This is a genomic window from Actinoplanes sp. NPDC048791 (assembly GCF_040650095.1).
In the GTDB taxonomy this organism is placed as follows: domain Bacteria; phylum Actinomycetota; class Actinomycetes; order Mycobacteriales; family Micromonosporaceae; genus Actinoplanes.
On sequence record NZ_JBEZGQ010000001.1, the window covers coordinates 59,671 to 85,877 of the forward strand.

17 protein-coding genes and 1 pseudogene are annotated in these 26,207 nt (G+C 65.9%); 5 read left to right on the forward strand and 13 right to left on the reverse strand.

The genetic code is table 11. From position 1 onward, the window contains the following. Positions 1-45 precede the first annotated feature (45 nt). Entirely contained in the window at positions 46-1,344 is a 1,299-nt protein-coding gene (gene dcm, locus AB0C29_RS00295) for a DNA (cytosine-5-)-methyltransferase (RefSeq protein ID WP_360813485.1), read from the reverse strand. Between the two features lie 733 nt (positions 1,345-2,077). After that, positions 2,078-3,037, reverse strand: a complete 960-nt coding sequence (locus AB0C29_RS00300; protein ID WP_360813487.1) for a NaeI family type II restriction endonuclease — start codon at positions 3,035-3,037, stop codon at positions 2,078-2,080. Positions 3,038-3,220: 183 nt separating this feature from the next. On the opposite strand from AB0C29_RS00300, the gene AB0C29_RS00305 reads away from it, so the two are divergent. Further along, positions 3,221-4,414, forward strand: coding sequence for a restriction endonuclease (locus AB0C29_RS00305; RefSeq protein ID WP_360813489.1), 1,194 nt, complete (start codon positions 3,221-3,223; stop codon positions 4,412-4,414). 44 nt (positions 4,415-4,458) lie between these two features. Here AB0C29_RS00305 and AB0C29_RS00310 read toward each other — a convergent pair whose 3' ends face one another. From AB0C29_RS00310 to AB0C29_RS00350, 9 genes are all read right to left on the reverse strand, one after another. Continuing rightward, positions 4,459-5,466 (reverse strand): PD-(D/E)XK nuclease family protein, encoded by a 1,008-nt coding sequence (locus tag AB0C29_RS00310; protein WP_360813491.1) that lies wholly within the window; start codon positions 5,464-5,466, stop codon positions 4,459-4,461. Beyond that, a complete protein-coding gene (locus tag AB0C29_RS00315; RefSeq protein ID WP_360813493.1) occupies positions 5,463-10,940 on the reverse strand; it encodes a DEAD/DEAH box helicase in 5,478 nt (1,825 codons plus the stop codon). The genes AB0C29_RS00310 and AB0C29_RS00315 overlap by 4 nt, the downstream gene beginning before the upstream one ends. A gap of 11 nt (positions 10,941-10,951) precedes the next feature. Next, positions 10,952-11,869, reverse strand: a complete 918-nt coding sequence (locus AB0C29_RS00320) for a hypothetical protein (RefSeq protein WP_360813495.1) — start codon at positions 11,867-11,869, stop codon at positions 10,952-10,954. Next, on the reverse strand, positions 11,866-13,920 hold the full coding sequence (locus AB0C29_RS00325) for a hypothetical protein (protein ID WP_360813497.1): 2,055 nt from the start codon (positions 13,918-13,920) through the stop codon (positions 11,866-11,868). Before AB0C29_RS00325 ends, AB0C29_RS00320 begins: the two co-directional genes overlap by 4 nt. A gap of 505 nt (positions 13,921-14,425) precedes the next feature. After that, complete coding sequence (locus tag AB0C29_RS00330; RefSeq protein ID WP_360813499.1) at positions 14,426-14,734, reverse strand: hypothetical protein; 309 nt, start codon at positions 14,732-14,734, stop codon at positions 14,426-14,428. Positions 14,735-14,952: 218 nt separating this feature from the next. Next, positions 14,953-16,416 (reverse strand): tyrosine-type recombinase/integrase, encoded by a 1,464-nt coding sequence (locus AB0C29_RS00335; RefSeq protein WP_360813501.1) that lies wholly within the window; start codon positions 16,414-16,416, stop codon positions 14,953-14,955. Positions 16,417-16,430: 14 nt separating this feature from the next. Further along, positions 16,431-16,811, reverse strand: coding sequence for a helix-turn-helix domain-containing protein (locus tag AB0C29_RS00340; RefSeq protein ID WP_360813503.1), 381 nt, complete (start codon positions 16,809-16,811; stop codon positions 16,431-16,433). 103 nt (positions 16,812-16,914) lie between these two features. Continuing rightward, entirely contained in the window at positions 16,915-17,826 is a 912-nt protein-coding gene (locus AB0C29_RS00345) for a DNA methyltransferase (RefSeq protein WP_360813505.1), read from the reverse strand. Next, positions 17,819-18,724, reverse strand: a complete 906-nt coding sequence (locus AB0C29_RS00350; protein WP_360813507.1) for a hypothetical protein — start codon at positions 18,722-18,724, stop codon at positions 17,819-17,821. The genes AB0C29_RS00345 and AB0C29_RS00350 overlap by 8 nt, the downstream gene beginning before the upstream one ends. A gap of 987 nt (positions 18,725-19,711) precedes the next feature. Here AB0C29_RS00350 and AB0C29_RS00355 point away from each other — a divergent pair. Then, on the forward strand, positions 19,712-22,402 hold the full coding sequence (locus AB0C29_RS00355) for a hypothetical protein (RefSeq protein ID WP_360813509.1): 2,691 nt from the start codon (positions 19,712-19,714) through the stop codon (positions 22,400-22,402). Between the two features lie 139 nt (positions 22,403-22,541). Here AB0C29_RS00355 and AB0C29_RS00360 read toward each other — a convergent pair whose 3' ends face one another. Further along, positions 22,542-23,423 carry a hypothetical protein gene (locus AB0C29_RS00360; RefSeq protein WP_360813511.1) on the reverse strand — a complete coding sequence of 294 codons (882 nt, stop codon included), beginning with the start codon at positions 23,421-23,423 and terminating at the stop codon, positions 22,542-22,544. Between the two features lie 669 nt (positions 23,424-24,092). Here AB0C29_RS00360 and AB0C29_RS00365 point away from each other — a divergent pair. The 3 genes and pseudogenes from AB0C29_RS00365 to AB0C29_RS00375 all read left to right on the forward strand — a co-directional run. Then, positions 24,093-24,503, forward strand: coding sequence for a pilin (locus tag AB0C29_RS00365; RefSeq protein WP_360813513.1), 411 nt, complete (start codon positions 24,093-24,095; stop codon positions 24,501-24,503). Between the two features lie 5 nt (positions 24,504-24,508). After that, complete coding sequence (locus AB0C29_RS00370) at positions 24,509-25,417, forward strand: conjugal transfer protein TrbL family protein (RefSeq protein WP_360813517.1); 909 nt, start codon at positions 24,509-24,511, stop codon at positions 25,415-25,417. Then, a pseudogene (locus tag AB0C29_RS00375) lies at positions 25,414-26,133 on the forward strand (PrgI family protein); the annotation flags it as partial. The gene AB0C29_RS00370 and the pseudogene AB0C29_RS00375, both read left to right, overlap by 4 nt. On the opposite strand, the gene AB0C29_RS00380 reads toward AB0C29_RS00375, so the two are convergent. Further along, positions 26,107-26,178, reverse strand: coding sequence for a hypothetical protein (locus AB0C29_RS00380; protein WP_360813519.1), 72 nt, complete (start codon positions 26,176-26,178; stop codon positions 26,107-26,109). The pseudogene AB0C29_RS00375 and the gene AB0C29_RS00380 overlap by 27 nt on opposite strands. Positions 26,179-26,207: the final 29 nt, after the last annotated feature.

Sequence of the window (26,207 nt, forward strand, 5' to 3'; positions counted from 1 at the left end):
GGCGAACCGGTCAGATGCAGAGACCGCAGCGCTGTCCGGCTTTGACTAGCTGACCTTGGCTCTAGTCTTCGCCTCGGCGAAGGCAAGGTGACGGTCATGGTCGTCTTGCCCGCGGAAGGCCTTCCATTCGCCGAGCCGGTAGGTCCGGCGGCCACCGCGGGATTGCACCTCAAGGGTGAAGTCGCGGGCGAGAGACTCGATGCGCTGAGTGATCTTGTCGAGAGTCATCGTGCTGCCGAGCAGCTGCTGGATGCGCTCGGCGGTGAGGGGCTCGTCGCGGTCGCGCAGGAGCCGGTACACCTCATCGTGTACCCGTCGCGGCGCGGGAACTGCCGACGATTTCTGCGTCCGGGTTAGCGCCTGGGCGAGAGACACGCCCACCGCACGCGCTACAGGCGGGGGAAACGCGTTACCGACCTGGCGGTAGCGGCTCGTCTTCCTGCCGGTGAAGTCCCACCGGTACTCCTCGCCGAGCCAGCCCTGGATACGGGCAACCATGTCGACGGTCAGCTTCGGGCCGCGGGGATGGTTTTCACTCTGCCAGTCCTCGCCCGGTGCGCTGTCAGCCAGGCCATGCCCATCGGTCCACAATTCGGCCCATGCTCGTTTCGCGCGCGTCGGGCCAAGGTCAGCGCCGCCATGCTTCTTGCTGCCGCCGACGATGGTGGGGGCGATCCGGTCGGCTGCGGCCATCCACTTAGCGAGGTAGTCCTCTCGCCAGCCGTTAGCTGCCATCAGGTCGCCGAGAACGCCGCTTACGGTGCGGGTGACGGCTGACTTCTCTGGCCACGCGAAGTAGTCGACGTACTCCGGGCGCAGGGCAACAAGGATCATGCGTGGCCGCAGCTGGGGCACACCGAAGTCCTTGGCCTCGAGGAGTTCCCAGAAGGCGGTGTAGCCCAGGGCTGCGAAGCGGTCGACGACAGCCTGGCGGTAGCCGGCGAAGCGGGCGTCATTGAGCCCGCGCACGTTTTCCAGCAGGACTGCCTCGGGCTGCATCCGGCCGGCTGCCTCTACTGCCCAGGCGAACAGGTCACGCTCGTCGGCGGAACCTAGTTGTTTGCCGGCCACCGAGAACGGGGGGCAAGGTACGCCGCCGGCGAGCAGCGTGGCCCTCCCTGCGTATTTTTCTGGCTTCCACACCTCTTCATCGGCAACGTCGCCCACCTTGACGATCTCGCTGACATCGTCTTCGGGCTGGAGCCGCTGGAGGTTGACCGACAGAGTTTGAGCTGCGGTCGGGTCTAGCTCCACGGCGAGCTTGTGGTGGAAGCCTGCCAGGTGCAGGCCCAGCGACTGACCGCCCGCGCCAGCGCAAATTTCCACGACACTCAGGTCAGTCACTGCTCTCCCTGTTGGTCTCGGCGCTCCGCCTACGGCAAGCCTTCTTGTATATCTTGCAGCATTTACCCGAACGTGCGTGCGATAGGGCTGCTAGTTATGAGCCGTGTCGCAGCTAACGTAAAGTTACTTCTTTATCGCTTTCAGTGAGAGTTGCCCCGGGCTGAGACACGCCTTCGGCCGAACACTCCGTTCGTCCGGGATGCGCGGTTGCCATCCCTGGCGCCGTTCGACTCTCGCGCTCTGAGGCATGCATTCCGTCGGTGCATCCGCCGCGTCATGTCTAATCCGATCCGTCGGTTCTGCTTACTGGACGATCCGCGAAGACCGGGGCGGCCGTCAAGTCTTCACGGGGCCGTGTCCCTTTCCTGGGCGGGCCGGTGGAGCGCTATGCCGAGAATGGCTCACGTCATCCGCATGGCTTGCAAACACCATCGTCTGCTGGCTGTCCGTAGATGGGTGCTACACGTGCAGTGAGAGCCATTTTGGTGGCCGCCGGCCGGCTAAGCACGGAATTGTCGCGTAGCCGCGAAGCCCAAGAGGACGTGCCGCGTTGATACTGCTGGGCGAGCGCGGGCGGGGCCTGCTCAACCAAGGCGTGGCCGCCGGACGCTAGGACCTGCGGCAACCCGTAGCTGAAGGCGATCTTCGCCTGGTACCAGATGAGTCGCCGTGACGGTGCGAGGCTGCACCTCGGCGTGGCTCGCTTGCTTCGACGTCGTACGACCTCGCCGGTTCAGGTTCCGGCGTCTGCCTTGCCGGCTTCCTGAAGGATTTCCGGCAGCTCGCTTGCATTAGCGAGTGCCTCGGCGGGAGTACCACGGCGCCACGCCCGGCCCTCGATCACGATCTGCGGCCCTGTCCACGACGTCTCGGCTGGGGTGATGTGGAGGCTGACGAATTCGCCTTCTTGCGGGGGCTCCGCGCCAAGTGCTGTGACGATGTTGCGCTGCCAGGTGTAGTCGCCGTTCATAATGATCATGCCCTCGGCGGCGAGCGGAGTCCGCGCTCCGCCGTTGCGGCGAACCCTCTTCAGCGGATCGCGCTGCATGGCGAGGGTTTCGATGGCGGCACGGCTGATGCGCCTGCCGGGGGCGCGGCGGAAGATCTCGTTAACCTTCTGCTGCCCGGACTTCTTCGACAGGATGATGTCGAGGTCGGCCCGGGCCAGGGTGGCCAGCACGTTTGGCGGCATCCTGGCGCCGCGGTGGATCCAGGTAATCTTGTCGCGGTGCCCGGCCCGGAGGGCGACCTTCTTGTCGCGGTTGCCGCCGGCTGTCAGCCACTCAGCTGATGCACGGACAACGCCAATGTCGAATCGTGCTTCATCGTCGGATGCCTGCATCACCAGGCAAAGGTGCCCAATGACTTCGGGTGGAAGCATCCAGCCGCCGGAAAGGCTGAACTTAGCGTCGACGTCATGGCCGGCGATGCGGTAGTCGAACTTCACGCCGACTGTCTCGAAGTTGAACTCCTTGGCCATGTTGACCTCGACGAAGGTCCCGAGGTGTGTTTTCTGGGTCGGGGAAAGCTGATCAACGTGGTAGACCCCGGTGCGTCCCCCGTCGTAAAGCTGGTCGAAGGACTGGCGCATGACGGTGCCGGTGCGCCGTCCTGTGGGGTCCGCCGCTAGGACTGCCGCCACGACTTCGTCTAAGGCGGCGTCAAAACCTGGCAGAGCCATCGGCAGAGTCATAGGGCGCAATCCTTCCGGAGCTGAGCGCGGCGTGCCACCCGCCCTTCGGTGCCGGTGCACGCACTCTGCAGGCGGCCAAGACACGAACCGCGGCGTACTGGAGACCCGGCACCTCGGGCGCCAGGCCCCCCAGCACCAGGATCTCGGCGGCTGCCACACGAAGAGGATCCGTATCCTGGGCAGGTGACGTCTGCGCGCAATTCTGTTCCGTTCGGCGCGCTCGCGACGGCCGACCTGCTCCTTGATGCTGTCTACGAGGGCGGAGTGTCCGGCACCGCTGCCGACGACCCGCTACAGCGGCTTCTGCCAGTCGGCAACCAGGGAGGCTTCCGCTATCGGGGCTCACCAAGTCGCGGGGGCATCAGGCTGGCCGTGCTCTACACGTCCGGAGACAACCCGGACTGGCCCGACGTTCTGGACGTCAAGACAGGCGTTTTCACCTACTTCGGTGACAACCGCTCGCCGGGCAGCCCACTCCATGACACGCCGCGCCGGGGAAACATCATCCTGCGCGATGCGTTTGAAGCAGCTCATGGCGAAGACCGCGCCCGGCTGAGCGTGCCCCCGTTCCTGCTCTTCGCTAAGGCCGGCACGAAGGGGCGCAGCGTACGATTCCGCGGGCTCCTCGCCCCAGGGGCGGCGTCCATGAGCTCAGACGACGACCTGCAGGCAATATGGCGCAGCTCAGGCGGGCAGCGGTTCCAGAACTACCGCGCCCACTTCACTGTGCTGGACGTTCCCGTCGTGTCGCGCGCATGGCTGAACGAGGTTCTCGGCGAGCAGTCCTTGGGCCAGCACTGTCCACCGCAATGGGCCGAGTGGGTTCATGGCCGTGCCTACAGCGCACTGATCGCGCCCGCGACCCAGGTGGTCCGCAGCCGTGTGGAACAGCTGCCAGCCGACCTGGCAGGCCAGTACATCCTGGCCGCCATCAGAGACCACTTCGCCAGCAGGTGGACTGATTTCGAAGCGTGTGCCCTGCAACTGTGGCGGATGATGGCGCCTGCCACGGGCGCGGCAGCCGTTACCCGGGCCAGCCGGGACAACGGCCGCGACGCCGTGGGCGTCTACCAGCTTGGCCCGCTAGCAGACCAGATTTCGCTGGACTTCGTCCTGGAAGCGAAGTGCAACGCACCGTCCAATTCCGTGGGCGTCAAGGAAACCTCACGGCTGATCTCCCGTATCCGGCATCGTATGTTCGGCGTGCTCGTGACGACCTCCTTCGTCCATGACCAGGCGTATCAGGAGGTTCGCGAGGATGAGCATCCCATCGTGATCATCTGCGGCCGCGACATCGTTGAGGTCCTGCGCTCCCATGGCTACACCAGTGTTGAAGCGGTGCGGGCCTGGCTCGAATCTGCTTTCCCGGCATCGTGAGGCACCTCGCCTGCCAAAGCCCGGCGAAGGCCACGACAGGAATTTCAGTCGATCCGTAGTGCTGTTTTCTCTGTTGCCCGCAAGGAGATGGGTGACCGGTCTTCGCGGCGCTGGCTAACCGTCACGGCGACGGCCCGTACGCGCGAGCCAACCAGCTGTTCAGTTCCAGATTTAATCGTTACGTTGGTTAGCCACATCACGCCGGCTGCGGTGTTCAGTTCCAGGGCTACCTTGCCGTTGTCAGCAGTCATGGCCCGGCGCACCGTGCCTTCCACGGACGGCTCATCCGCCCAGCGCGCGCTGGCCCGCCAGTATGGGTTGCAACTGAGCCGCCGGAGGCACGACCGGCAGTTGTCCTGCTGCGGGATGGCGGCACGATCACCGTCGGTCCAGGCCGCCCGGGCAGCGATGATTCGGCGGACGAGCGCGTCCGCTTCGTGAGGGTCGTAGTGGATGGCCTGGTAGCCATGGTGAAGATTGAACACTGCCAGCGTTGCTGGCCACCGTGATTGTGATGCCCTTGCTAGTGCTGCATACGCCAGTAGCTGGTGGCGGGTGCGCGGCCCGGGTCCGGCTTTTTCTGTGGCATCTCCGGTTTTGAGATCTATGATCGCCAGTGAATTTGATTCGATCAGAATGTCTATGATGCCCCAGAGTTTGATCTGGGGGTCATGGAGCGGTACTTCGGCGCGTACGTGTGCGTGCTGAGCGAGTCGGCGCAGAGTTTCGGCGAGTGCTGGGGCGCGCAGCTCGAGGCGGGCGGCTGCTATTCGCCCTCCAGGGATAGCGCCGATGTTGAGGCCGTGGGCCGACAGGGCGTTCGCTAGGTGATTCATCAGGCGGGCGGTGCTGTCGCCGGCCTGCCAGTCTGCCGCGTCGATCCAGCACTGGACTGCTACGTGCGCCAGCCTGCCCGCATTCCAGGGTTGTGCGCCGGCAGGTGCTGATGGCCGTGATTGCAGTGTTGTTACGGATGCCGGGCAGATGAGGAGCCGGGCTGCTGAGCTGGGGGAAATCCAGTATCCCGGCTCCTCATGCTGCCTGGTGTTCATCGTGGGTCTGCCTCCTCGAGCAGATCAAGGACGTGTGCCGGATTGCGGTCGAGGGCGAACGAGTCGGCGAAGATGACTCGTTCTAGCCCGGGCACCGTTGCCTCGATGGTCGCCAGGGTCATGGCGAGCCGGGCGGGGATCAGTGTCTGCTCGGCGGCTTCGAGGGGGTGGCGGGCAATGATGGCGCTCGTGCCGTAGAGGTGGTGGTCCCGCAGCACGGCGACCGGAGCGCCCTCGCCGGTCTGTACCTCGGCGCCATATGCGTCTGCCCACTTGGCTAGGAGCAGGCGCTCTCGCCCGAGATCATGTGCAAGTTTGCCCTGCCGCATGACGGTGAGCAGATCGCCTGCTAGGCGCCAGTCGAGCAGGGCGTGATAGGCCATATTGGAGTAGTCGCGCAAGCATCGATAGCACGATGCAGTGCATTCGGAAGCGTGGTGCGGTGCGCGCAGCTCTTCGAGATAGTTCTCTGCGGCATCGAGAAGCTTTGGAAATACATCAGGCGAACCCAGGTAGGTGCAAAAGCCTGCGCCGTTTTCGAGGGTATCGGACAGGAACGCCATGGCGGATGGTTCACCGTCCGCGAGGCCAGAATAGATTCCGGCGCCGAATTCCATCTGCTGAACGTCGAGCAGTGCCGCCGCGGCGACTGTCCGGAACAGGAATGCCAGCGAGTACCATGCTGCACGGCGCCCGTCGGCGACGTCGGCCGCGCCACCCGGCTGACGTGCGCCGGTGACTAGGTTGAGGCGAAGCCCTTCCTCGGAGATAACGGGCTTGTCGGGCCCGATGAACAGGAAGTCCGTGGGCTGTACAGCGCCGAGTGCAACGCTGACCTGCTCGTCGGGCGCCACCGCGGAGCTGCGTGAGACCTTGCCGCGCTCGATGGCATCAACTGACACCCATCCTCCCCAATCGGCTAGGCCGGGTGCGGCAGGCAGGAAGCGGTACAGGTTTCCGCCGTTATCGTTGACCACGTACCGTGTGCCCGGTCCGCTGTAGGCACGGATGCCCGGCTGAGGCGCTTGCGTGAGCCGGTCGAGGTCTGTTCTGGCTTTGGCGGACATCGCCCGGGCTGACCATGAGAAGTTGCCATCGAAGTCCTCCGAGCGGCCGGCCCGGAATCCCAGCGGTTCTCGTAATGGCACCACGGCGTATACGCCGGGCGGTGCTGAGCACCGCGGGCATGGACCAGGCTGCTCGGGCAGGTCGTCTGGTTCCAGCTCGGCAACATGTGAACATGCGCGGCACACCGCGACCATCCGCTCGAGGCCAAGCGCGTCGGGTTCGGGCTGTGGTTTGGTCCCGAGGGGCTTGAACGCGGCCACGCCGACGACGGGGTAGACCCTGCCGTCGCGGACGACTTCGCTTAGGGGGGCGAATTGCGAGACGGCCATGGCGAGGTCGCGGTCCACTGTGCCGGGCGGAGGCCAGGGATACGTGCGCGTGGGGCGCCGCAGGTGCAGGTAGCGGACCCGGGTAGGGAAGCCGAACATGGGCAGTGCGCCTGCCTCGGCGAGTCGCTGGCTGAGTTCCGCGTGTCCGACTGCCTTGTCAGCAACGCGCGTCACCTGCTGGGCGAGTGTTTGCTGAACGTGGTTAGCCCAGTCTGTGCTGCGCAGCTCCGGCGGAGCTTTCCGGGTAAGCGCAGCAGCAGCCTGTGCGATGTCAGCGTGGTGCCCGCCGATCCATGATTCGACCAGCGGCCTGATCGCGGGCCAGTCATTAGCCAGGCCGAACTGGCCGTGCACGTTGTGGGTTAGGTCCAGACCGCGCGCCGCAAGCTGGGGGCCGAGGTCGAGGAATGCCATCCGGAGAACTTCGCTGTGCAGGGCACGGATGAAGATCTCTTCTCGCTCCAGCGCAAGGTAGGGCTTGGGGGTTGGCTCGTTGGTGATCAGGTGGGGCCGTTCGAAGTAGTACTCGTCATGGCTGCGCCCCCGGCAGACTGTCAGCGCGACAGCAACTGGTGAGGACCGGCGGCCTGCCCGGCCTACCCGTTGCTGGTAGTTGAACCGGGTAGGCGGCATGTTGCCGAGTACGACCGCTTCGAGCGCGCCGATGTCGACGCCCGCTTCCATGGTCGTGGTGACCGAGAGCAGGTCAACGCCGTCAGGGCGCGGGTCTTCCTCGTTGCTGGTGCTGAGGAAGACGTCCTGGAAGCGGGATTGCCGTGACTGGGCGTCGGCACGGTCAGTCTGCCCGGTGAGTTCTGCGCAGTGCAGCCGGAACCGCCCGAGGCCGTTGACTGCTTTCCATGAGTAGTAGTCAGTGGAGCGTTCGACCGTGACGGGGCTGGCAGGCAGCTCGCGCCGGCACCGGGTGCAGCGCCCGGCGCCGCGGTGCAGGTGCTGGCGCCGGCAAACTTGGCACACCCAGGCCTTGTCTTCGGCGGGGCGCAGGACGACCTTTGCGGGGTTGATGATGTAGTCCTTGACGGCATCACCCCAGAAGGCTTCCGCTATGGCGGCTACCTCTGCGGGGTCACGAGACAGCTGCTCAGCGACTGCTTCCCAGTAGGTTCGCAGCTTCTTATGGGGCTTGAGCTGGCCCTCTCGCAAGTCTTGGAACCGGCGCAGGTCGGCCAGGACACGAAGGCTTGCCCTGCCGATAGCGGCGGGGCTTGCCGGGTCCATCTCGGCCGGCTGTACATCTCCGCTGAGGGTCAGCCAGCCGAGCCCAAGTGATTCGAAGTCCCGGCCCGCTCCTGAGAAGAGTCCCTGGACAACTTCGCTTTCAAGCCGGAAGGACGCCTCCTCTTTGAGCTCTTGCTGCTGCTGGCTCAGGCCGGGCCGCAGCCGCGGTGTGGGGGATGACCAGTCGTACGCTTCTGACCAGCGCGTCACGATTCCGGTCTTCGAGACGACCTCGGCTACCGACGGTGCCGGGCCGCCCGGGTTGATTCCCATAGCCAGGAGCTGGCCGGCGAGTTTCGCGGCGGCGGCTTTGAGAGAGGGCCGGCCGGCGAGCGATGCCTCCAGGGACGCTTGCTCCCCGTCGACTTCTTCAGGTGCGCCCTGCCAGATGTCGCTCAGCCGCGTGTACCCGGCGTCGTCTTTGAGCCGGAGCCGCTTGACCGCCGCGAATTTCTCCGGGCTCTTGTCCTGCCCGGTAACCCAGCTCCGAGCATCGGCTACATCGTCGCCGGTTCCTTCCGCGATGTGCTCGTACAGCAGGATCCGCAACAGGTCCTGGTAGTGCCGGAGGTCAAGGCCGGCGGACAGCTTTGCGGCGTCTTGTCGGCTGTCGGTGAAGACGATGAGCTTGCGCTGCGCTTCCGGCAGCTGGGACGCCAGCTCCGTGACGAGCACTTGATTAATCTTCTCGAAACCGGTTCGCATGCCCCGGATGGGGGACCGCTGGCGCGCGGGATCGGTATGGGGCAGCATCTTGCCGTCCCGGCCGTACCTAATCTCCCAGTCGTCGCCGCAGTTGGGGCATTTGGTGGGGTAGGGCTGCAGGGAGAAGATGTCCCGTGATGCCGCGCCCTGTTTGCTGGGGGTGCGGACGTGAAAGAGCCAGCCGGTGCGGTGCTGCCCTTGCCTTGCCGTCTTCAGCCCTCCGGAGGCGGGGCTGAGGATGGCTGGCTTGAACGCGTACTGAACCTTGCCGCTATCAGCTGTCCACTGCGACGGGTCGGCTTCGGGTGCCTGCTCCCGGGGCCAGTAGACCAGGTAGTTGCCGGCTGTCCTGTCGACACGCACCTGGTCGGGAAGCCGGCTCAGTTCGGGGATGTCAGCCAGCAGCAGCGCTTCAAACTTGTCCTTCGCGGTGACTCCCTCGGCAACGAATCCTCCGAGCATCACGTCGCCGCAGTTCTGGCAGTAAAGCAGCTCCAGCACCCGAGAGCCGCAGCCACAGCGAGTAGCGGGCTCGCCGTACAGTTTCCCGACGGTGCGGTCCTGTTGGGGCGGGGAAACCTCGGGGCAGGACGGGTCGGTGCACGCCCAGACTCCGGGCACGTTACGAAAGAACAGGTGTGAGCGCAGCTTCGGCCAGCCCCCGCGGTTCTCCGCGTGCCCAGCCGCGGTCAACAGGCGTTCTAGCGCGCCCTCAGCGTCACCAGCGCCAGCCCCGGGGAACAGGATCTTCTGGAGATCCTGTTCCGACTTGGCCTCAGGGTGGGGGCGTTGCTGGCCTTCTGCATCGAAGTAGAAGGCGCTAAAAAGTGCCTGATGGGCGTTGTGCTTCTCGGCCACTTCGACGGCTTGTGCCGTATCGGTTGTGCTAACCAGGGCTTGTGCACTACTGCTGATATCCGCCATCAGCGGTTCGGGGCGAACGGTACGGCCCGGAAGGAACTCGAACGTCTCCTGATCGATCCCGAAAAACTCCTGAAGGTACCCGCGGTCGCGAACTGGGTCCAGAGAAGCAGAGGCCGCCAGGATGCGAAGCTGGGGAGATCCTTCCCGGATGCCCAGCCGGTTCATCAAGTTACGCAACAGCAAGGCGATTTCCGTACCGGCTGTCCCGCGGTAGGTGTGCAATTCGTCAACAGCCAAGGTGAAGCGGTGGCTCTTGTCGGCTTTAAGCCATTGGGCGGTGCTGTCGAAGAAACGGCCGTCGCGCTCACGCAGGAGCATGACGTTCAGCATGCTGTAGTTCGTGATGAGGACATCAGGCGGCGCGTCGAGCATGTCCCAGCGGCTGCGCATCTCAGCGCCGTCGAGCCGAGGCACGAAGTAGGGCACATCGTTGCCGCCGATGGCCTGGGCGCGCTCCGATCGCTTCGTGATCTCTTTCAGATAGCGGCGCAACTCCTCAACAGCGCGTTCGTTGCGGCTAGAGCCGGTGACCGGAGTGGATCCAGTGAACCGGCCGAAGTAAAAGCGGTGTCCTCTGCGATGCTCATCGAGCCACGAGCGGACCTGATCGCTGTCAAGGGCGCGGCGGAGCCGGATGAGCTGATCATCGACCAGTGCATTCATCGGGTACAAGACAATCGCCCGGACGGCCTGGGCCCGTCCAGACTCGCCCTGGCGCTGGGGAGCGAAGCCTGCGGTGCTGTTCCACCATGGGCGGTAGGGGGCGGGTCCACCCTGCCATGCCGCTGATTCGTCGATGAGGCTTGCCAGGATGGGAAGCAGGAAGCTCTCTGTCTTACCGGAACCAGTTCCGGCCGTGAGGACGACATTGCGTCCCTGCTCCATGCCGAGGGTGAGGGCGCGTTCCTGATGCTCATACAGGGGGCGATCCGGTGGAATCAGGCCGGCCGATGCGAAGTCGGCAAGGGCTGACGGTGCCCCGGCAAGCCGCACGGACTCGGCCAGAGTCCGCCCTGCAGACACATATTCAGGACGGAGTTCCACCATGGGCCTGCGGTAGATGCCGCCATCGCGATCGAAGAGCTCACGCCGTTCGTCCTGCAGTCTTCTGTCACTCAGCCCGAAAGGCGTGTCGTAGTAGCGGAAGAACGCATCCTTCAGCCGGTCGAACGTCCCGGTAACTGACAGGCCGGACTGATTCAGTGTCATGCCATCGTCCCTTACGTTTCCTCGAGCCGCTGCTGCAGCGAAAAGGCGATCCGCTGGGCGATCACCCGCGGTACGTTCTCGTACGCCGCGCTCCGCGCGGACGCCGCGAAGCGCGGCATAAGGCCACTGCACAGAACTGCCGCTCGCTGCTGCAGCGGCGGCAAGGGAGCGCCCCAGTCGACGAAGAGCCGCCCAGTGCGGGCGCCAGGGCCCTCAGGGCGCCACCTCATGGCGGAAATACCGGCTGTGCGCAACGCCAGGTACACACAGCCAGACAAGTCTGTGCGCCACCACGTGTCACCGTCATGCCAGCGAAACTCCATATGGCCATGCAAGCTGTACTTGTACGCCCCTGCTCGGCCCTTCTGGCCCGTGGCCGCATTCCACCGGAGCTGATGAGGATCAAAGCTTTCAAGGGTTGGATTGTCGCGAGCCGGCGGTGCAGCTTCCACAGATGCAGAGATAACCGGGAGTTTGTTAGCCAGCAGTTCAGCCGAGCACGGCACGTAGGTGGCCCGGATGTCGTGAGCAACAGTGCCGAGGGCTACACCGGGGTCGAACTGAACGAAGAGCGTCGACGGCCGCGGTAGCTCCCTGGCACCCCCGGGGTTTTCGGTGCGATGGAGTTCCACGTCGGACTGCTGCACCAGCTCGTCGGTTACTGCCGTTCGCAGCCCGCATATCAGTGCCAAGCCGTCACCAGCGGGGACCCGTGTGATGACCAGCGGCGCTGCACGCCATTGACCAGTAGCCCAGTCGACCTCGACATGGCCCAGGGCCGCAGTGTCGCGCAGCCAGCGCCCAGGCTCCGTGCTGCTGATCCCCAGGTTCAGGGTGCTGGCCAGCCATTGGAGTCGTGTCTTGAGCAGGTCGGTGCTGCTCCGCCCCACCTCAGCCATCCAGCGGGCAAAGAGATCACCAGGATTCATGGCTGCAGCACCTTCAGGAAATGGCTGAGTAGCCGGTCACTGGCGGCGAAGTCGCTGATGGCATTCCAGATCGCCCGGTCGGCAGCATCGACCGGCTTAGCGATCGGGTCCTGCCAGCGCAAGAGTTCGGGCTTGCGGGCGCTCCCGTGCCGGAATTCGATGAGCCAAACGTCGTCGGGTGATGCTGTGAACTCGTAAAACTGCGACGACGGCAGGCCGAGTGCCGCGGTCCAGGCGGCCGGTGCGGGGACGCTCAGCTTCCGGCTGCGCCCATGCCTGTCGACGACGTGCCAGTCGCTGATTCTGCGCAGTAGCTGCGGTTCACGGCACGAACCCGAGGTGTCCGCGCCTGCTACATCGAAGGGGCCCAACGACGTCAGCTGGGCAGACTCGGAGGTCAGGTGCCACCCCAAGGTGGCAATCGTGGACGGACTGTCGGCGCAATCGGTGGTGTCATGAATATGGAAGACGAGTCTGTCCCCGTCGGCGATCACTTCATGCTGGCCGGCTGCCAGGGGACCGGCGACACTTCTGAGCGGTATGGCAAAGCCAGTGGCCCGAAACGGCGGATGTTGTTCGGCGCCGTCCAGGGAGACAGCGACCGCGCGCGTTTCGGGACTTGCGGGGAGCAGCAGGTCTGGTTCCCCGCCGCGCAGGTAGTGACGGCTGCCCAGATTAGATGCGACCTTCAGTCCGTTGACCAGCCTCGGGCGCGGGGGCGTCTCGGGCCGCAATGCCCGCATAAGCTTCGGCGATAGCCCGCTGATACCGCGTTCAAACGCGGCCGGGCTAGACAGGCGCACCCGGCGGTAGAAACTGTGCCCCGGCAGAAGCGCGCGGGCCGTTCGCTGCGGAAGCTGCTTCCAGCCGTCCTCAGCAGCTTCCTCGAGCAATCCCGTTACCGCCGCGTCGAACTCGGCGGCGACGATCAGGAGATGCTCTTCACGTGGCTCGATGCCGTCGGCAGCGACCCAGCCGCCAGCATCAGCGTTCTCACGGGCGGCGAAGACTTCAGGTACCTGCACGACGGCGGAGCAGAGGTCTCCCTGAGCGTGGACCCTCCTGCCTGTCAGATCTGCTGGTGGGGGCGCCCCGGAAATCATGTACTGGCTGCCCCACTCCGGAGTTGTCACGGTGAAGGAGCGGCCGTCCATCATTTTGAGCCTGTCGCTGGCGACCTCAGGCAGGCAGGCCGCGGTCCAGCGAGCAGTAAGGTCGTCGAGGTCGATGACGACGCGCATGTCTAGGCGCCGCTTGCCGCCTGGACTTCTCACTACCCGGTCCCAGTTGCGGGCCAGGCGTGCTACCTCGTCCGTGACGACAGGGCAGAGAGTGGGATCGCTGAGCGCAAAGAGGAAGGTCTCGGAGAGCCCGCGGGAGCGGCTAGTCCAGATGCGTAACGCGGACGTAAGCGCTGCTGCGGAAGGAACCCCTTGTTCTGACAAGTCAAGCGCATCAAAGAATCCGGTAAGGAGCATCCGGTCCGATTCCCGCAGTAGTGCTTGCGAGAGCGGAAAGCCGATGCGCTTGAGGTGTGCATGTTCCTGGATTGTGCTAGATCCGTACTCCCCAGAGTGCCGGATCCACCGGTCAAACTCTTGCCAAAAACTAGCAACTACCCCGAAGCCGCCCGACAGGCGCTGTCTGACTTCCTCTAGATGCGCACCGGTAAGTTCCGGGCGCAGTGCCTGGGCTAGTCTGATGAAATAGGCGCTGCCATGAAACGCCGCATCGCGTCTCATGCGGCTCGCGGCTAGCACGGATACCGCGAGTACGGGCAAAGTCAGGGGGATAGTTTCCGCTGGACGGTCACGGTTGATTTTCTCCAGCGGGCGGAAGAGGCTTTCGCCGCTCTGCCAGTGCAGCTGACGGCAGACAGCAGATCTCAGTGAGTCTACCGGCTCTGCCAGGTCCGGCCACAACCGGGCAATTTCCTCGTCGTCAACAAAAAAGACGAACGGTTCGTCGCCTGAGCGTTTCGTAACCAGGGTCTCAGCAAGCTTGCGCTGCCAGTCCCAGTACGTCTGAACGTCGTTCCCGGCCTTCACCACAGTCGGCCCCCCTCTGGCGCACGAGTACGGTAGGACCCCGGTACGACATTCTGGCCACGCCGCGCAGTGACGGCTGCAGATATCGGGATGATCCGAGGTGTGCCTCGTGTCCGACCTCGTCGTGCTTGCGGCCTATGTAGCTTAAGCGATGCTGCGCTTGAATGCTCCGGGGTTGGGTGCCGGCAGACGGGCGCGATGGGGGGCACCGGCCTTCGGTGCCGTCGTGCGGCTCAAGCCCGGCTGGGTCCGCGGGGTCGTAGCTGAAGTCCGTGGTCGGGCTAGGGCCACGTGCCGGTCGAGCTCCTGGGTCCAGGGCATCGGTGGTCATCTTTTACGGCGGCGTCTGGCCATCATGGCAGCCGCACAGAGCTGCAATCAGGAGGCTGAGCATCTGGCCGGTTCGGCGCATTCGGCTGCGCACGGCGCCGTGGCAACCGGAGCCCGTCGCGTGACGGCGGATCTGGGCCTGCAGGATGAGTCGGCTGACTGTGGGTGTCGCCGATGCTCATTGAGACGGCTTGAAAAAGATCTTCCCATGACCATCGCCGATGACCGTGGCTAACGAATCAATAAGGAAGGGGGCGACCGGCCCGCTGGAAGATTCGATCAAAAGATATCGGATCGCCTTCAGTGTGGTAATTGCTCGCGCTCTATCAAGGCAGCCTTCGGCTATGAGATCGTCAATGGTGGTCAGGTGCTGCCCCAACTCGGTGGCGTACTTATCGTCGAGGAACAGGAGCTTCTCGGCTTGCCGTATGGCCGTACAGACACTCAAAACGTTGTCAAAGTCACGGTCGCCCTGCTGTACGCCCATGGCCTCATCGTTGCATGGCCGTCGTGACGGTTCGATGGCCGGCGCAGCCGTGACCGAACTCGCCAGGCTTTGCCCTGGTTAGCCGAAACGCTGCAGACGGTCTTGAGCTGCGGGGGCCTTTCCACCGTTGCTGAACTGCCCGAACTCCAAATCCGGTGGGCGTAACCCGCGACCTGGCGCGCCGGTCCTCCGGCCGGGATCCAACGGACTTTGTTCGTTCAGCCGGCGCGTCGCTGTGCGCGGGGAACCAGGGCGGCGGCGGCGTCGGCTTTGGCGCGTTCGGTTTGGAGTTCGAGGATGACGGAGGTGTAGGTGTCGGAGGTGAGGGCTATGGAGGAGTGGCCGAGGGTTTCCTGGATGTCTTTCATGTCGGCGCCGGAGGCTTTGAGGTAGGTCGCGGCGCAGTGTCGCAGGTCGTGCAGGCGGATGGGTGGCAGGCCGGATCCGGCGATGAGTTGTTCGAAGCGGTTGCTGACGGTGTCGGGGTGCCAGGCGTTGCCGTCGGGTTGGACGAACAGCAGGCCGGTGTGCGGCCAATCGGGGCCGCTGGCCAGTTGCCAGCGTGCGCGTCGGGCGTAGTGGGTCCGGAGCAGGTTGATGGTGGCGGTGTCGAGGGTGATGTTGCGGTCGCCGGCGTCGCTTTTGACTTTCTTGGTGATGGGCCGGTAGCCGTCGGTGGTTATTTGCTGGGTGATGACGGCGATGCCAGTGTCGAGGTCGACGTCGGCGTCGCGGAGTCCGACGGCTTCGCCGCGGCGTAGCCCGCGGTGCAGGATGAGCCCGAACATCGGGTACAGGGCGACGTCGTGGTCCTCTGCGTAGTCGAGGAACTCTCCGGCCTGGGCCGGGGTCCACACCATGACGGCGCTGGGCCGTCGCCCGGTGGCCTTCCACGCCGCGACAGCAGCGGCGGTCCAGACCCGGGCCTTGGGGCGTTTGCCCGACGGTAGTTCGACGTGCGCGGCGGGGTTGAACTCGATGAGCCGGTGGGTGCGGATGGCGTCGTTGAGGGCCTTGCGCAGAGTGGCCCGGATCCGGTGCATCGTCGCCGCAGACGTCGTCCGGGCCCCTTTCACCCGGGCTCGGATTTCGGGGTCGTCGCTGCTGCGGGCGATCTCAATCTCGGTGTTGCGGTCGGTGATCGCCTCGAACATCGCTTGCAGGTGCGCGACGTGGAGCTGGTCGATCGGTATGTGCCCGAGGTGCGGTATCAGGTGCACGCGGATGTGGCTTTCGTAGCCGCGCAGCGTGGTCGCTTCGATCTTGCGGCCGCGATGCCATTGCTGCAGGTAGTCCGCGACGGTCATACCCCCGGTGGCGGACACTCCGGCGCGCACGCGTCTTGCGACCTGATCCCGTGAGGGGAGCGGCTGGCCGGCTTTCACCTTCTTGAGGGTGACGGCGATTTCGAAGCGCTGATCGGCGTCGGTGCCGGGCAGGTTGAGCAGCGACCGGGCGTGGTCGAGTTCGGCCAGGGCGTCGTCGCGGTCGTCGAAGCCGCCGCGGCGTAGCTGCCACCGGTCACCGCGGGGTTTGTGGGGCAGCTCGAGCTGGTAGGCCCATCGGCCGTGGTGGGCGCTCCAGGCCCCGCCGGGCCGGCGCAGCCGTGGACAGCGCACGCCGAGCCGTTTGCCGTGCTCGTCGCGGCAGGAGCAGTGTTTGGACAGGGTTCCTTGGGCCATGTGTGGACGACTCCTTACCGCTCAGCGCCGGGATGCAGGCGCGGGCTGCCAGGGATTTCGTGTCGTCGATCAACGCGTGGATCCGCCCCGTCGATCAAGTCGTCGCTGTCCTTGCGCCTGGGTGGCTCGGCGGGCATGTGCAGCGCGGCCAGGATCGCCTGCACCGGTATCCGGTAGCGGCTGCCGAACCGCAGGACCGGTACGGGGAACTTTTCGGTGCGGATGAGGTCGTAGGCCACCGACCTAGACAGGCCGAAGATCGATGCGGCGACCGGCACGGTGGTGACGGTGCCCAGCGCACGGATGCGTTCAGGCGTCCATGCCGGACCGCCGGACGGTGTAGTGGTGTGCGCCGGCGGCGTTACGACGGAGTGAGGGTGAAGAGGGCTGGTCATGGTGATCCCTTCAGAGCAGCGGTGTGCAGAGGCGGAACAAGAGGAACCGGTGTGGGACTCGTTAATCTCGTCCGGTCCGATGGGTGCCGGCCGGCGGTGCCGGTCACGCGACCACGTCGCCGCCGCTGATGGCGGGGTGGCCGTTGGCGAACACGAGGACGTCCTCGTGCGCGATCAGGTGCATCGGCGTGCCGGTCGCGCGGGCCTTACGGACCGCCTGCAGCTGGAAGAACGACGGCCGGGCGACCAGGGCGCCGTCGCGGACCGCCGCGAGCAGCGCTACGCACCGATCCACCGGAGTAAGGCCGGCACGTAGCCCGGCGCCGATGACGGCCGAGGGCAGGTCGACGAGCTGCCCGGCCTTGCGCCATGGCCGGGCGGTGACCACCACGACCCCGCCCGGTTTGAGCAGAGTCGCGCACCCGGCGAGGATCTGGGCGAAGCCGTCGGCCAGACCGGTGAGGTCGCGATAGGCGAGGTTGCCTTTGTCGGTGCCGTCGTTGTAGGCGTTGTCGGACTTCGCCACCCCGTCCTTGCCGGGGCGCACGAGGCCGTGCACAGTCGGCCCGTACGGCGGCGACGTCACCACCAGCGCCACCTGCCCGGCCAGAGCCACGGGTACGAGCGACAGGATGCCGGTCGAGTCCCCGCGGATCACCGCGCCGCGGCCGGTCGCGCCCTGGGCGTGGGCGTGTTTGACGTTAGCGTCGGCGACGTCCGACCACCGAGATTCGTACTCCACACCGACGGCGTCGCGACCAGCATGGATAGCCTCGACCAGGGTGGTGCCGATACCGCACATCGGATCGAGGATGAGATCGCCGGGCTGGGTGTAGTGCTCGACGGCGTGCGCGGCGATCGCCGGCAGCATTCGAGCCGGATGCCTGACCGACTCGGGCACGTAGCGACCCTTACGCTGCACAGGCCCAGTGGCCTGGGCGGTCGCCCACACCGGCAATCCCTCCGGACTTGTGTCGGCGGGGATTCGGTCGTCGTAGGAGCGGTGCTCAGCCACGCTGACCACCACCCCGGCGCGCTGTAGGGCGTGGCATGTCGAGCTGGCTGAAGACCATGAGGTCCGCGTGCACGCGCAGGTGCGTCACGCTCCATGGCTGACCGTTGCCGCCGGCGAGAGACAGCAGTTCTTCGTCGGTCACGTGGTAGGTAAACGCGTCGCCGTCGGTGTCGGCGGCTACGGCGACAATGTGCTGCAGATAGCCCAGGCCGACGCTGGCGGCGGCCTGCGAAACCGGGCTGAAGTCCTGCGGGGTGGTCGGGATGCCGGCGGGGACGGCGACGATGAGGATGAGGCAGCCGCCGAGGCGCAGCAGCCCAGCGCAGGCTGTGAGCAGCCACGCCAGTCGGACCCGGTTGGTGGCGTCGTTGTGCTGGTCGAGGGGCCAGGAGGCGACCACGAGGCTGGTTCCGTGCTGTCGGGAGGCGTCCTGCGGAGGGCCGGTGTTGGGGTTACCGGGGTGCGGAAGGTCGGGGTCGGTGAGGTCGTCGCCGAACCAGGTGGTCAGCTCGGGGAGGTCGTCCTCGAGTTCCGCGCTTTCGTCGCCGGGTCGACGTACACCTTCGGGCGGGGCCGTGGGGGTAGCCGGGCCGATGATCAGGCTGGCGGCGTCGGTGAACCAGGCCGGGTGGTGCCGGCGGCCGCCGGTGGTACAGGCGGCCGTCAGGGCGTGGTCACCGGTGAGGTCGACGACGGCCTCGTCGGGGCGACTGTAGGCGGCGACCAGCCGCGCGGCGAGCCGGGCACCGATGCTGCGGCCGGTGTCGTCGCTGCTGCGGGCGGTGCGCCAGACAGTGATCGGGACCGGCGGGTCGCCGACGATGAGGTCCGTCTCGCCAGCGTCACCCGCGGTCAGGTTGGCGTGGTCTTGATGGTGCTGCGGCGTGTGCTCGCTCATGTGGATGTCGGCTCCGCGCCGCGCCGTGAAGCGCTGACACCCCTCAAACCCGCGTTTGTGAGCTGTGGCGAACACATGCCGGTCTCACAGCGTCTGACATAAGCCTTACGGAGGTCTGACAGCGCACGTCGAAGCGGATCTCGACAATCTTGAAGTGAACTTCGCCGCGCAGCCCTGAGGTGTCAGCGGTTCAGCGCCGTGAGCGACCTGCTGGACGTCAGCTGCTGACCGACGACCACACGCCTTGATGCCGTGAAGATCATCGGCGTGGTCGAGCATTGCCGGCGCCAGCCTCAACCGCCGCCAGCCCGCAGGTGCAGCCGTTCGCCGCTGGCAGCCGCTCGGTCGAGCGGTCGAGCGGTCGAGCGGTCATAAATATGATTGACCTGACACCGATACGCCTGCCCAATTCTTCTTGCGGCTCACGGTGCGAAATCTCACTGCAGTCCCGGGAAGCCGCGACCAAATCGCTTCGTCGGTGTTTGCTGCTACACCGGCTGGCAGCTCGATTGTTCGATGGATCGCCGAAGGTTGTCCTTTACGATTCACTATCTTGCGGGGTCGCTCCTCCGTCGTCAACGGCGGGATTCGTTGCTTGTTGTAGTGGCACGATCAGCAAGCAACGGAGAACTTCAAGAGCGCTTCGGCGCCGAGCCGGACGCCGCGACCATACTGCCGGTAGCACCACGCCAATGATCAAGAGCAACACCAAGCCGACAGTGATGATCAGCGAGACGGGATGCTGGCTCGCTGCCGCCAGGCAGCCGATCATGGCGGGGATGGTTAGCGAGCCTGCTTGTGGCCGGTTCATGTGGCCGCTCCGTTTCAGTCGGGTGTGGTGCCAAAGCGACTGTGAGCTGGCCACAAGTGTCCGGACGGGAATCCGGACACCAGTCTGCGGGCCGCAAAGCGGACCGGCAGTCCTTATGCTGCATACAGCTCGCACACCCACGGCTGAGAGGGCACGTGACTACACGGGACGACGCCATGGAACGGTTCGCTGCAGAGCTTCGGGACCTGCAGTCGGCGGCTGGCCGTCCCTCGCTACGGCGCCTTGAAGCATTGCTGGATTCGCCGCACCAACACTTCTCCCGCAGTACCGTGCACGAGAAGCTGACCGGTAAGTCCATGGCCGAAGAAGCCTTCGTCAAGGCTTTCGTCGAAGCGTGCGTCGCGCATGCCTCATCGAAGGGAATAGCACTTCCCGGACACCTAGCCGATGTGCAATGGTGGATCCAAAGACAGCTGCACATGATCCAGGAGATGGACGCAGACCGGCGAAGGGATCGCTCTGTAACGCTCGATGCTGAATTGCGTCAGCGCGCAGAGGCTCGTCGTCCACTGGCAAACCAGATCAATGTACGGCCGATCTCGGAATGGGACCCCGTACTGCTCGGCGTGCACCACGCGATTGAGGTAGACGCTTCCACGACTGGGAGCCGGTCCATCGCCTTGCCGGCATACCTTCGCCGTCGGCACGACGCCGCTCTCGGTGAACGACTCGCCCACGTCGATGCCAGCGTGCTGATTGTCGTCACCGGCACGGCCTGCACCGGCAAGACGCGAGCTTGTTACGAGGCCATTCGTGTACATCTCGCTGAGCGTGACCTGTATGTGCCCACCGACGGCATCGGTCTACTCGAGATGGCCGAGCAGATCTCGGCCAGCCCCGGACCAGTGGTCTGGCTCGACGAATTGGACACTTTCCTGGACGGTGCCACGGGTCCGGCGGTAGCCACGACGCTGCTGCAGCTCATGAACCTGTCGACCCACCCGGTGGTGATGATCGGCTCCATGAGGTCGGAGCATTGGGCGAAACTCACCGCCGAGCCCGCCTATGTAATAGGCAGCGACCACGAGCAAGGCAACCGCAGCCCACACCCCAGCGACAACCTGGACGTTCACCGGCAAGCCCGAACCGTGCTCAGACGAGCTCGCAGAATCAGTATCGGCGACGAGCTCACCGCGGACGAGATGCGACGGATCCCGGCGGACGCGCGGTGGCATGCTGCCGCGCAGGGGGCCGGAGAACGCCGACTGGTCATCCAGACGCTGTCGGGGGGTCCGCTGATGGTGGATCGATATGAAAATCCCACCGATGCCGCCGGACGCTACGCACGTGCCCTGCTGACCGGCGCCATGGTGACACGACGCCTCGGCTTTCGTAGTTTACCGACGGCTTCCGCGCTGCGGGCGTTCGCCGAGGGATACCTGGATCCGCAGGACCGCGTTCGCCTGCCAGGCCGCTGGTGGGATACGGCACTACGGCACGCCACCGCGCCGCTGTACGGCATCCGCGCACTCACACCGCTGCCGGAGGAGACTGGGCAGGGCAACCGCGTGGGATATCGGCTGGCTGACTATCTTGACCAGCACGGTGCTCGAATCAGTCTTCCGCTGGCCATGTCCCATCGACTTTGGGACGAGCTGTGCGACTGCACCTCGGCCAGCGATGACCTCGGCCGGTTAGCTTGGCAGGCCCAGCGCTTTTACCTCTACAGATACGCGACGATTCTCGCTCGGCGTGCCGCCGATGCGGGCGTGACGTCGGCAATGCTCTTGCTGTACGAGAACCTGCAACGGATCGGACGCGACCACGAGGCCGACGGATGGCTTCGACGCGCCGCTGATCTCGGTGACTCCTACGCCCAGTATCTTCGAGCGGAAGACGCCAGGAGGACCGGTGACATGGCCTCGGCGCACGAGCTCATGGCAGCGGCAGCCGATGCGGGTGAGCCACTAGCCATACGCCGACTGTATGGGCAGCTCATAGACGAAGCCCCGTCCCAGGCTCTGGCGTGGCTCCGACGCGGCGCCGAGGCCGGCGACGTGATCGCCATGTGGTGGCTGGTGCAGAACTTGCTGGAACGCGACGACCACTCCGACGTTCGCAAGTGGCTAACGCGGATCTCGGCGAGCAACGTGTCAGGCGTTATCAAGGCCGTGGAACATGACCTCTGGCGACGCGGTCACGACGCGGTAGCCGAGCAATGGCGGCTGGAACAAGTACGTGTGGGCGACCCGACCATGACCATGTTGTTCTTCGAACGACACCGGCAAGCGTCTCGCGTGGAGTATGCAGTACGGAAAGCTAAGGAGCTGGCGGAGGAAGGCAGCCCGTCGGCGATGCTCCAACACGCCTGGTATCTGCGGAGCCAAGCTAACGCCGCGCAGGACGGGTTCGGTTCGTGGAGATGGCGTCGACGCGCTACCCGGGAGCAGGCGCATGCCAACCTGCACGCCCAATCCGTGGCCTGGCTGCAACGAGCCGCAACCGCCGGGAATCAGGATGCCCGATACGCGCTCGTGCAGCGCCTGTGGAATGAAGACCGTGCTGAGGCGGAGCGCTGGCTGTTCCGCGGCGCAGAGGATGGCGGCTACGACTTCTTGCACTGGATGGACGAGGTGTACGAGGCGGAAGGCCGCCACGACGAGCTGATGACCTGGCTACGGGCTCGTGCCGCCGAGGGCGACCTCGTCGCCATGAGGCACCTCGGCAGCAAGATGTACACCGACGAACACAACCCGGATGGCCTTACCTGGATGCTCCGGGCCTACCTCGGTGGTGACATCGGCACGACCCTGTTTCTGTTCCCCAAGCTCAGCGCCGAGCAACGTCACGACCTTGAACGATACGGTCTCGAACCAGACGCCCAGCTCGCCGGACAGTGGCAGTAGAGGAGCGCGGATGGCCGGATGAGTCCAGCAGCGCGCCAACAGGCGGTCCGCTGTCAGAGCTTATGTGCCGATGTTTCACACCGGCCCCACCCCAACAGCTCAGGGCTTGCTGCCGCGACCAGGGGCAGGTACGACGGTTTCAGGCGGCAGTCAGCGACGTTTGCCCTGTCGCCTGCGGGGCGCCGGCACGACTGGCGCGGATACTGCGGCGTCGCTTTGCCTCTTGGTGCAGCCTGTCGCGAGTGTGTGGTGAGGCTGCGTCACTGAGCAGGCCGGACTCCAGCGCCTCGGCGAGACGGGTGTCGATGCGCTCAACCCGGCGGCGCAGGGTGTCGACCTCCAGGCCGAGGCGGGCGGCGACAGGTTCGATCGCGCGGCGGCCCAGCCGCAGGTCGATATAGGCCTGCTCGTCGCCCGGATCGATGATGCCCATCTCAACGGCGCGGCGCACGAGCAGGTCTGGGTGGCCGTACGGGAGCTTCGGGGTGCGCGGGCCGGTGACGTGTTCGAGGTCCTCGACGGGGATGGCTTCGGCGCCGTTGCGTAGGCGCAGCTCGTAGCCGGCGCGCCAGGCCGCTTTGCACAACGCCGCGTACGGCGCGGGACGGACGAGGTCGACCCGGTCGCGTAGGGCGGTCAAGAAGCCGGTGACAATTTCGGCGTCTAGGTCGTGGGCGTCGCCGGACCAGCCCGTGCGCAGCTGTCCGGCGTAGTGACGCAGCGCCGGCATCGCCATCGCGGTAGCCGCGACTACCCACGCCGGCCCGTCCAGACGGGCGCGGCGGATCAGCTCGGCCCACACGGCGTCACGCACGGTGTAGGCGCGCGAGTGCTTGAGCAGCCACGTCTGCAGCGCCGGCAAGGTGATGACACCGGCGGGTAGGTCGGTGTCGTCGCTGGGTGCGAGCCCGAGTTTGTCGAGATCGAGAGACAGCGGGGCGGGCTCGTTGGTCAGGGCGGCGAACGCCGTGTCGACGGCGTCGAGGATCGAGCTGGGCCATGCGGCGGTGGACGCGGTCATGTCACGAACTCCTTGTCGGAGGATCTCAATGACGCGCCGGGATAGTGACGACGGCGCGCTGAACGGTCATTGCGCCACGGCCATCTCACAGAGTTCTGACAGTGGCAGCCGGACACGGTTACGCAGGTCGTCTTGCACGGCCGGGGAAGTCACGCCGAAAGCCCAAGCTGATCGACGTGCGTACCTGACGAAGGTCTGACGAAGCGGCTCTGAGCTGCATTGCGACATCAAGTCGCTCATGTCCGCCGGTGACCTGCGGCGACGATGCGGGCGTTCGCGTGATCAGTCAGAATTCTGCGAGATCGTGTAAGACGCTGTGAGATCGGCATGTGTTCGCCACAGCTCACAAACGCCGGTTTGAGGGTGCGGAACTGCTGTCGGACACGAGTCGGACGGTCGGTTCCGTTCGCCGCCGGGCCGAGAGATGCAGGCCGACAGTGCGAGCTGGGCCGCCTCGGGTGCCGCGCCACATGATGCGCTGACACCTCATCAGTTGCGAACCCGAACGGGAGGACGAGCTCCTCCCGAGGACGCCCACGCCCTCAATTGCCGTACCTGCCTCTGCGGCTCGGCGGCGGTCCCTGACCGCCGTTCGAGCGACACGCCCCGCCCTCGCGCGCCCGGCCCTCTGGGTCGCGCCGACGGGCGGGGCGGGAGGTGAATCCCGCCATGTCCCGCCGTCTGCTGGCACGCCTGCGTGCCCTGATCCACGTCTTGTCCACAGCCTTGTCCACAACCGCCGGCCGCCGCGCCGGCCGGGTCATCGCACACACCGCCACGGTGCTGCTGATGCTGTCAGTCCCGGCCGCCGCGCACGCCGACACCGGCGACACTGTCGTCCTGGCCGCGAACACGTTGCCGCAGGTGATCGCGAACATGCGGGCGTTCATCATGGGGATCCTGGCCGCGGTCGCCACCCTGTTCCTGGTCTTGGCCGGGGTGTACTGGGCGACCGCCGGCGGTGACCCGGCCCAGGTCGACAAGGCCAAGGGGGCGCTGAAGAACGCCCTGGCCGGCTACGGCCTGGCCGTGCTGGCCCCGATCCTGTTGCAGGTCGTCCAAGGGATCGTCGGGGGCTGATGGTCATGGGCTTCGTCCTCGATCAGATCCTCGACTGGTTCTCCCAGCTGCTGCTCGACAGCCTGACCGCGCTGATCGGCGCGATCACCCACGTGCTGCTGCTAACCCCGGACGTCACCGCCCTGCCGCAGGTGCAGGCGCTGACCGGCCGTTCCGTCTGGATCGTCGACACCGTTTTCGTGCTGGTGTTCGTCGCCGCCGGTGTGCTGACCATGGTCGCCGGCGGCAATGAGCACACCCGCTACGCCGTCAAGGACCTGCTACCGCGGTGCATCGTCGGGTTCGTTACCGCGCACTTCTCCCAGCTGATCGCCGGGCGCATGATCGAGCTGGCGAACGCGCTCACCATCGCGCTGACCGACACCGACTTCGACAACGACGGCGCCCTGCAGACAATCAAGAACAATCTGACCGCCCAAGATCAGGCTGGCGGCCTGCTGTTTCTGGTCTGCCTGGCGATCATCGTGTTCCTGCTCGCCGCCACGGCCTGCTCGATGATCGTGCGGTTCGCGGTCGCGATCGTCCTCACCGCCGCAGCACCCCTCGCTCTGGCCTGTCATGCGCTGCCGATGACCGACCCGGTCGCCCGCCTGTGGTGGCGCTCGTATGTCGGCATGCTCGCCGTGCCGCTCGTGCAGGCGTTCGTCCTGTTCGCCGGGCAGCAGATGCTGCTCGACCCGCACGCCGTGCTCCCGGCGCTGGGCTTGCCCTCGGATGGTGGGGGAGTACTGAACCTGTTCGTCGTGATGGTGATGCTGTGGACCACGGTCCGGGTTCCCGGCCTGATGCGCCGCTACATCACCAGCGGCGGTGGCCGTAGCGGCACCATGCTGGGCGCGGTCGTGCGGGTCGTCGTCGTGCAGCAGCTGACCCGCGGGCTGCGCGTTCCCGGCGTGAAGGCGGTGGCCCGATGACCGGCGAGCGGGACCACGAGTTCCGGGTCCGCATGCCGGCTGACGTGGATGCGCCGGACAAGGTGCTTTACGGGCTGACGTTTCGGCAGCTGGCGATCCTCGCCGTCGCAGCCGTCATCGGCTACGCCGCCTGGCATGCGCTGCACGACGTGCTGCCGGTGCCGGTACTGGTCGGTGCCACGGTCGTGCTGGGCGGGCTCGTGTTCGGGCTCGCGGTCGGCCGCCGTGACGGCTTGGCTTTGGACGTGTGGCTGCTGGCCGCGATCCGGCACTCCCGGCAGCCGCGGGCACTGTCCACCACCGACACCACCGCCAAGGTGCCGGAGTGGGTGCAGGCGCCGGCGTCGACGGTGATGCTGCCCGCCCCGTTGAACCTGCCCGCCGACACCATCGACGCCCGCGGCGAGATCCACCTGGCCGGTAGCCGGGCGGCGATGGTCGCCGCGACCAGCGTCAACCTCGCGCTGTGCACCGCCGACGAGCAGACCGCGTTGATCGACACGTTCGGCCGGTGGCTCAACAGCCTGTCCACGCCGACGCAGATCGTCGTCTCGGCCCAGCCGGTCGACCTGCACTCAGCCGCCCGCACCCTGGCCGACACCGCGGCCGACCTGCCACATCCGGCGCTCGCGGACGCGGCCGCCGACCACGCCGCGTTTCTGCATGATCTGGCCGAGCGCCGCGACCCGCTACGCCGGCAGGTCCTGATCGTCACCCCGCTGGAAGCCGAACATCGAGTAGAAGATGTACAGCGGGATCATCGGCTCGTCGTGGGTGGCGTACGAGGTGC

Bases quoted from the DNA above. Each gene is read 5' to 3' on its own strand.
- AB0C29_RS00360 (WP_360813511.1), bottom strand. From the start codon at position 23,423: ATGACCGCGTCCACCGCCGCATGGCCCAGCTCGATCCTCGACGCCGTC.
- AB0C29_RS00310 (WP_360813491.1), bottom strand. From the start codon at position 5,466: ATGAACACCAGGCAGCATGAGGAGCCGGGATACTGGATTTCCCCCAGC.
- AB0C29_RS00350 (WP_360813507.1), bottom strand. From the start codon at position 18,724: ATGAGCGAGCACACGCCGCAGCACCATCAAGACCACGCCAACCTGACC.
- AB0C29_RS00320 (WP_360813495.1), bottom strand. From the start codon at position 11,869: ATGAATCCTGGTGATCTCTTTGCCCGCTGGATGGCTGAGGTGGGGCGG.
- AB0C29_RS00330 (WP_360813499.1), bottom strand. From the start codon at position 14,734: ATGGGCGTACAGCAGGGCGACCGTGACTTTGACAACGTTTTGAGTGTC.
- AB0C29_RS00370 (WP_360813517.1), top strand. From the start codon at position 24,509: ATGGGCTTCGTCCTCGATCAGATCCTCGACTGGTTCTCCCAGCTGCTG.
- AB0C29_RS00335 (WP_360813501.1), bottom strand. From the start codon at position 16,416: ATGGCCCAAGGAACCCTGTCCAAACACTGCTCCTGCCGCGACGAGCAC.
- AB0C29_RS00300 (WP_360813487.1), bottom strand. From the start codon at position 3,037: ATGACTCTGCCGATGGCTCTGCCAGGTTTTGACGCCGCCTTAGACGAA.
- AB0C29_RS00340 (WP_360813503.1), bottom strand. From the start codon at position 16,811: ATGACCAGCCCTCTTCACCCTCACTCCGTCGTAACGCCGCCGGCGCAC.
- AB0C29_RS00355 (WP_360813509.1), top strand. From the start codon at position 19,712: ATGGAACGGTTCGCTGCAGAGCTTCGGGACCTGCAGTCGGCGGCTGGC.
- AB0C29_RS00315 (WP_360813493.1), bottom strand. From the start codon at position 10,940: ATGACACTGAATCAGTCCGGCCTGTCAGTTACCGGGACGTTCGACCGG.
- AB0C29_RS00365 (WP_360813513.1), top strand. From the start codon at position 24,093: ATGTCCCGCCGTCTGCTGGCACGCCTGCGTGCCCTGATCCACGTCTTG.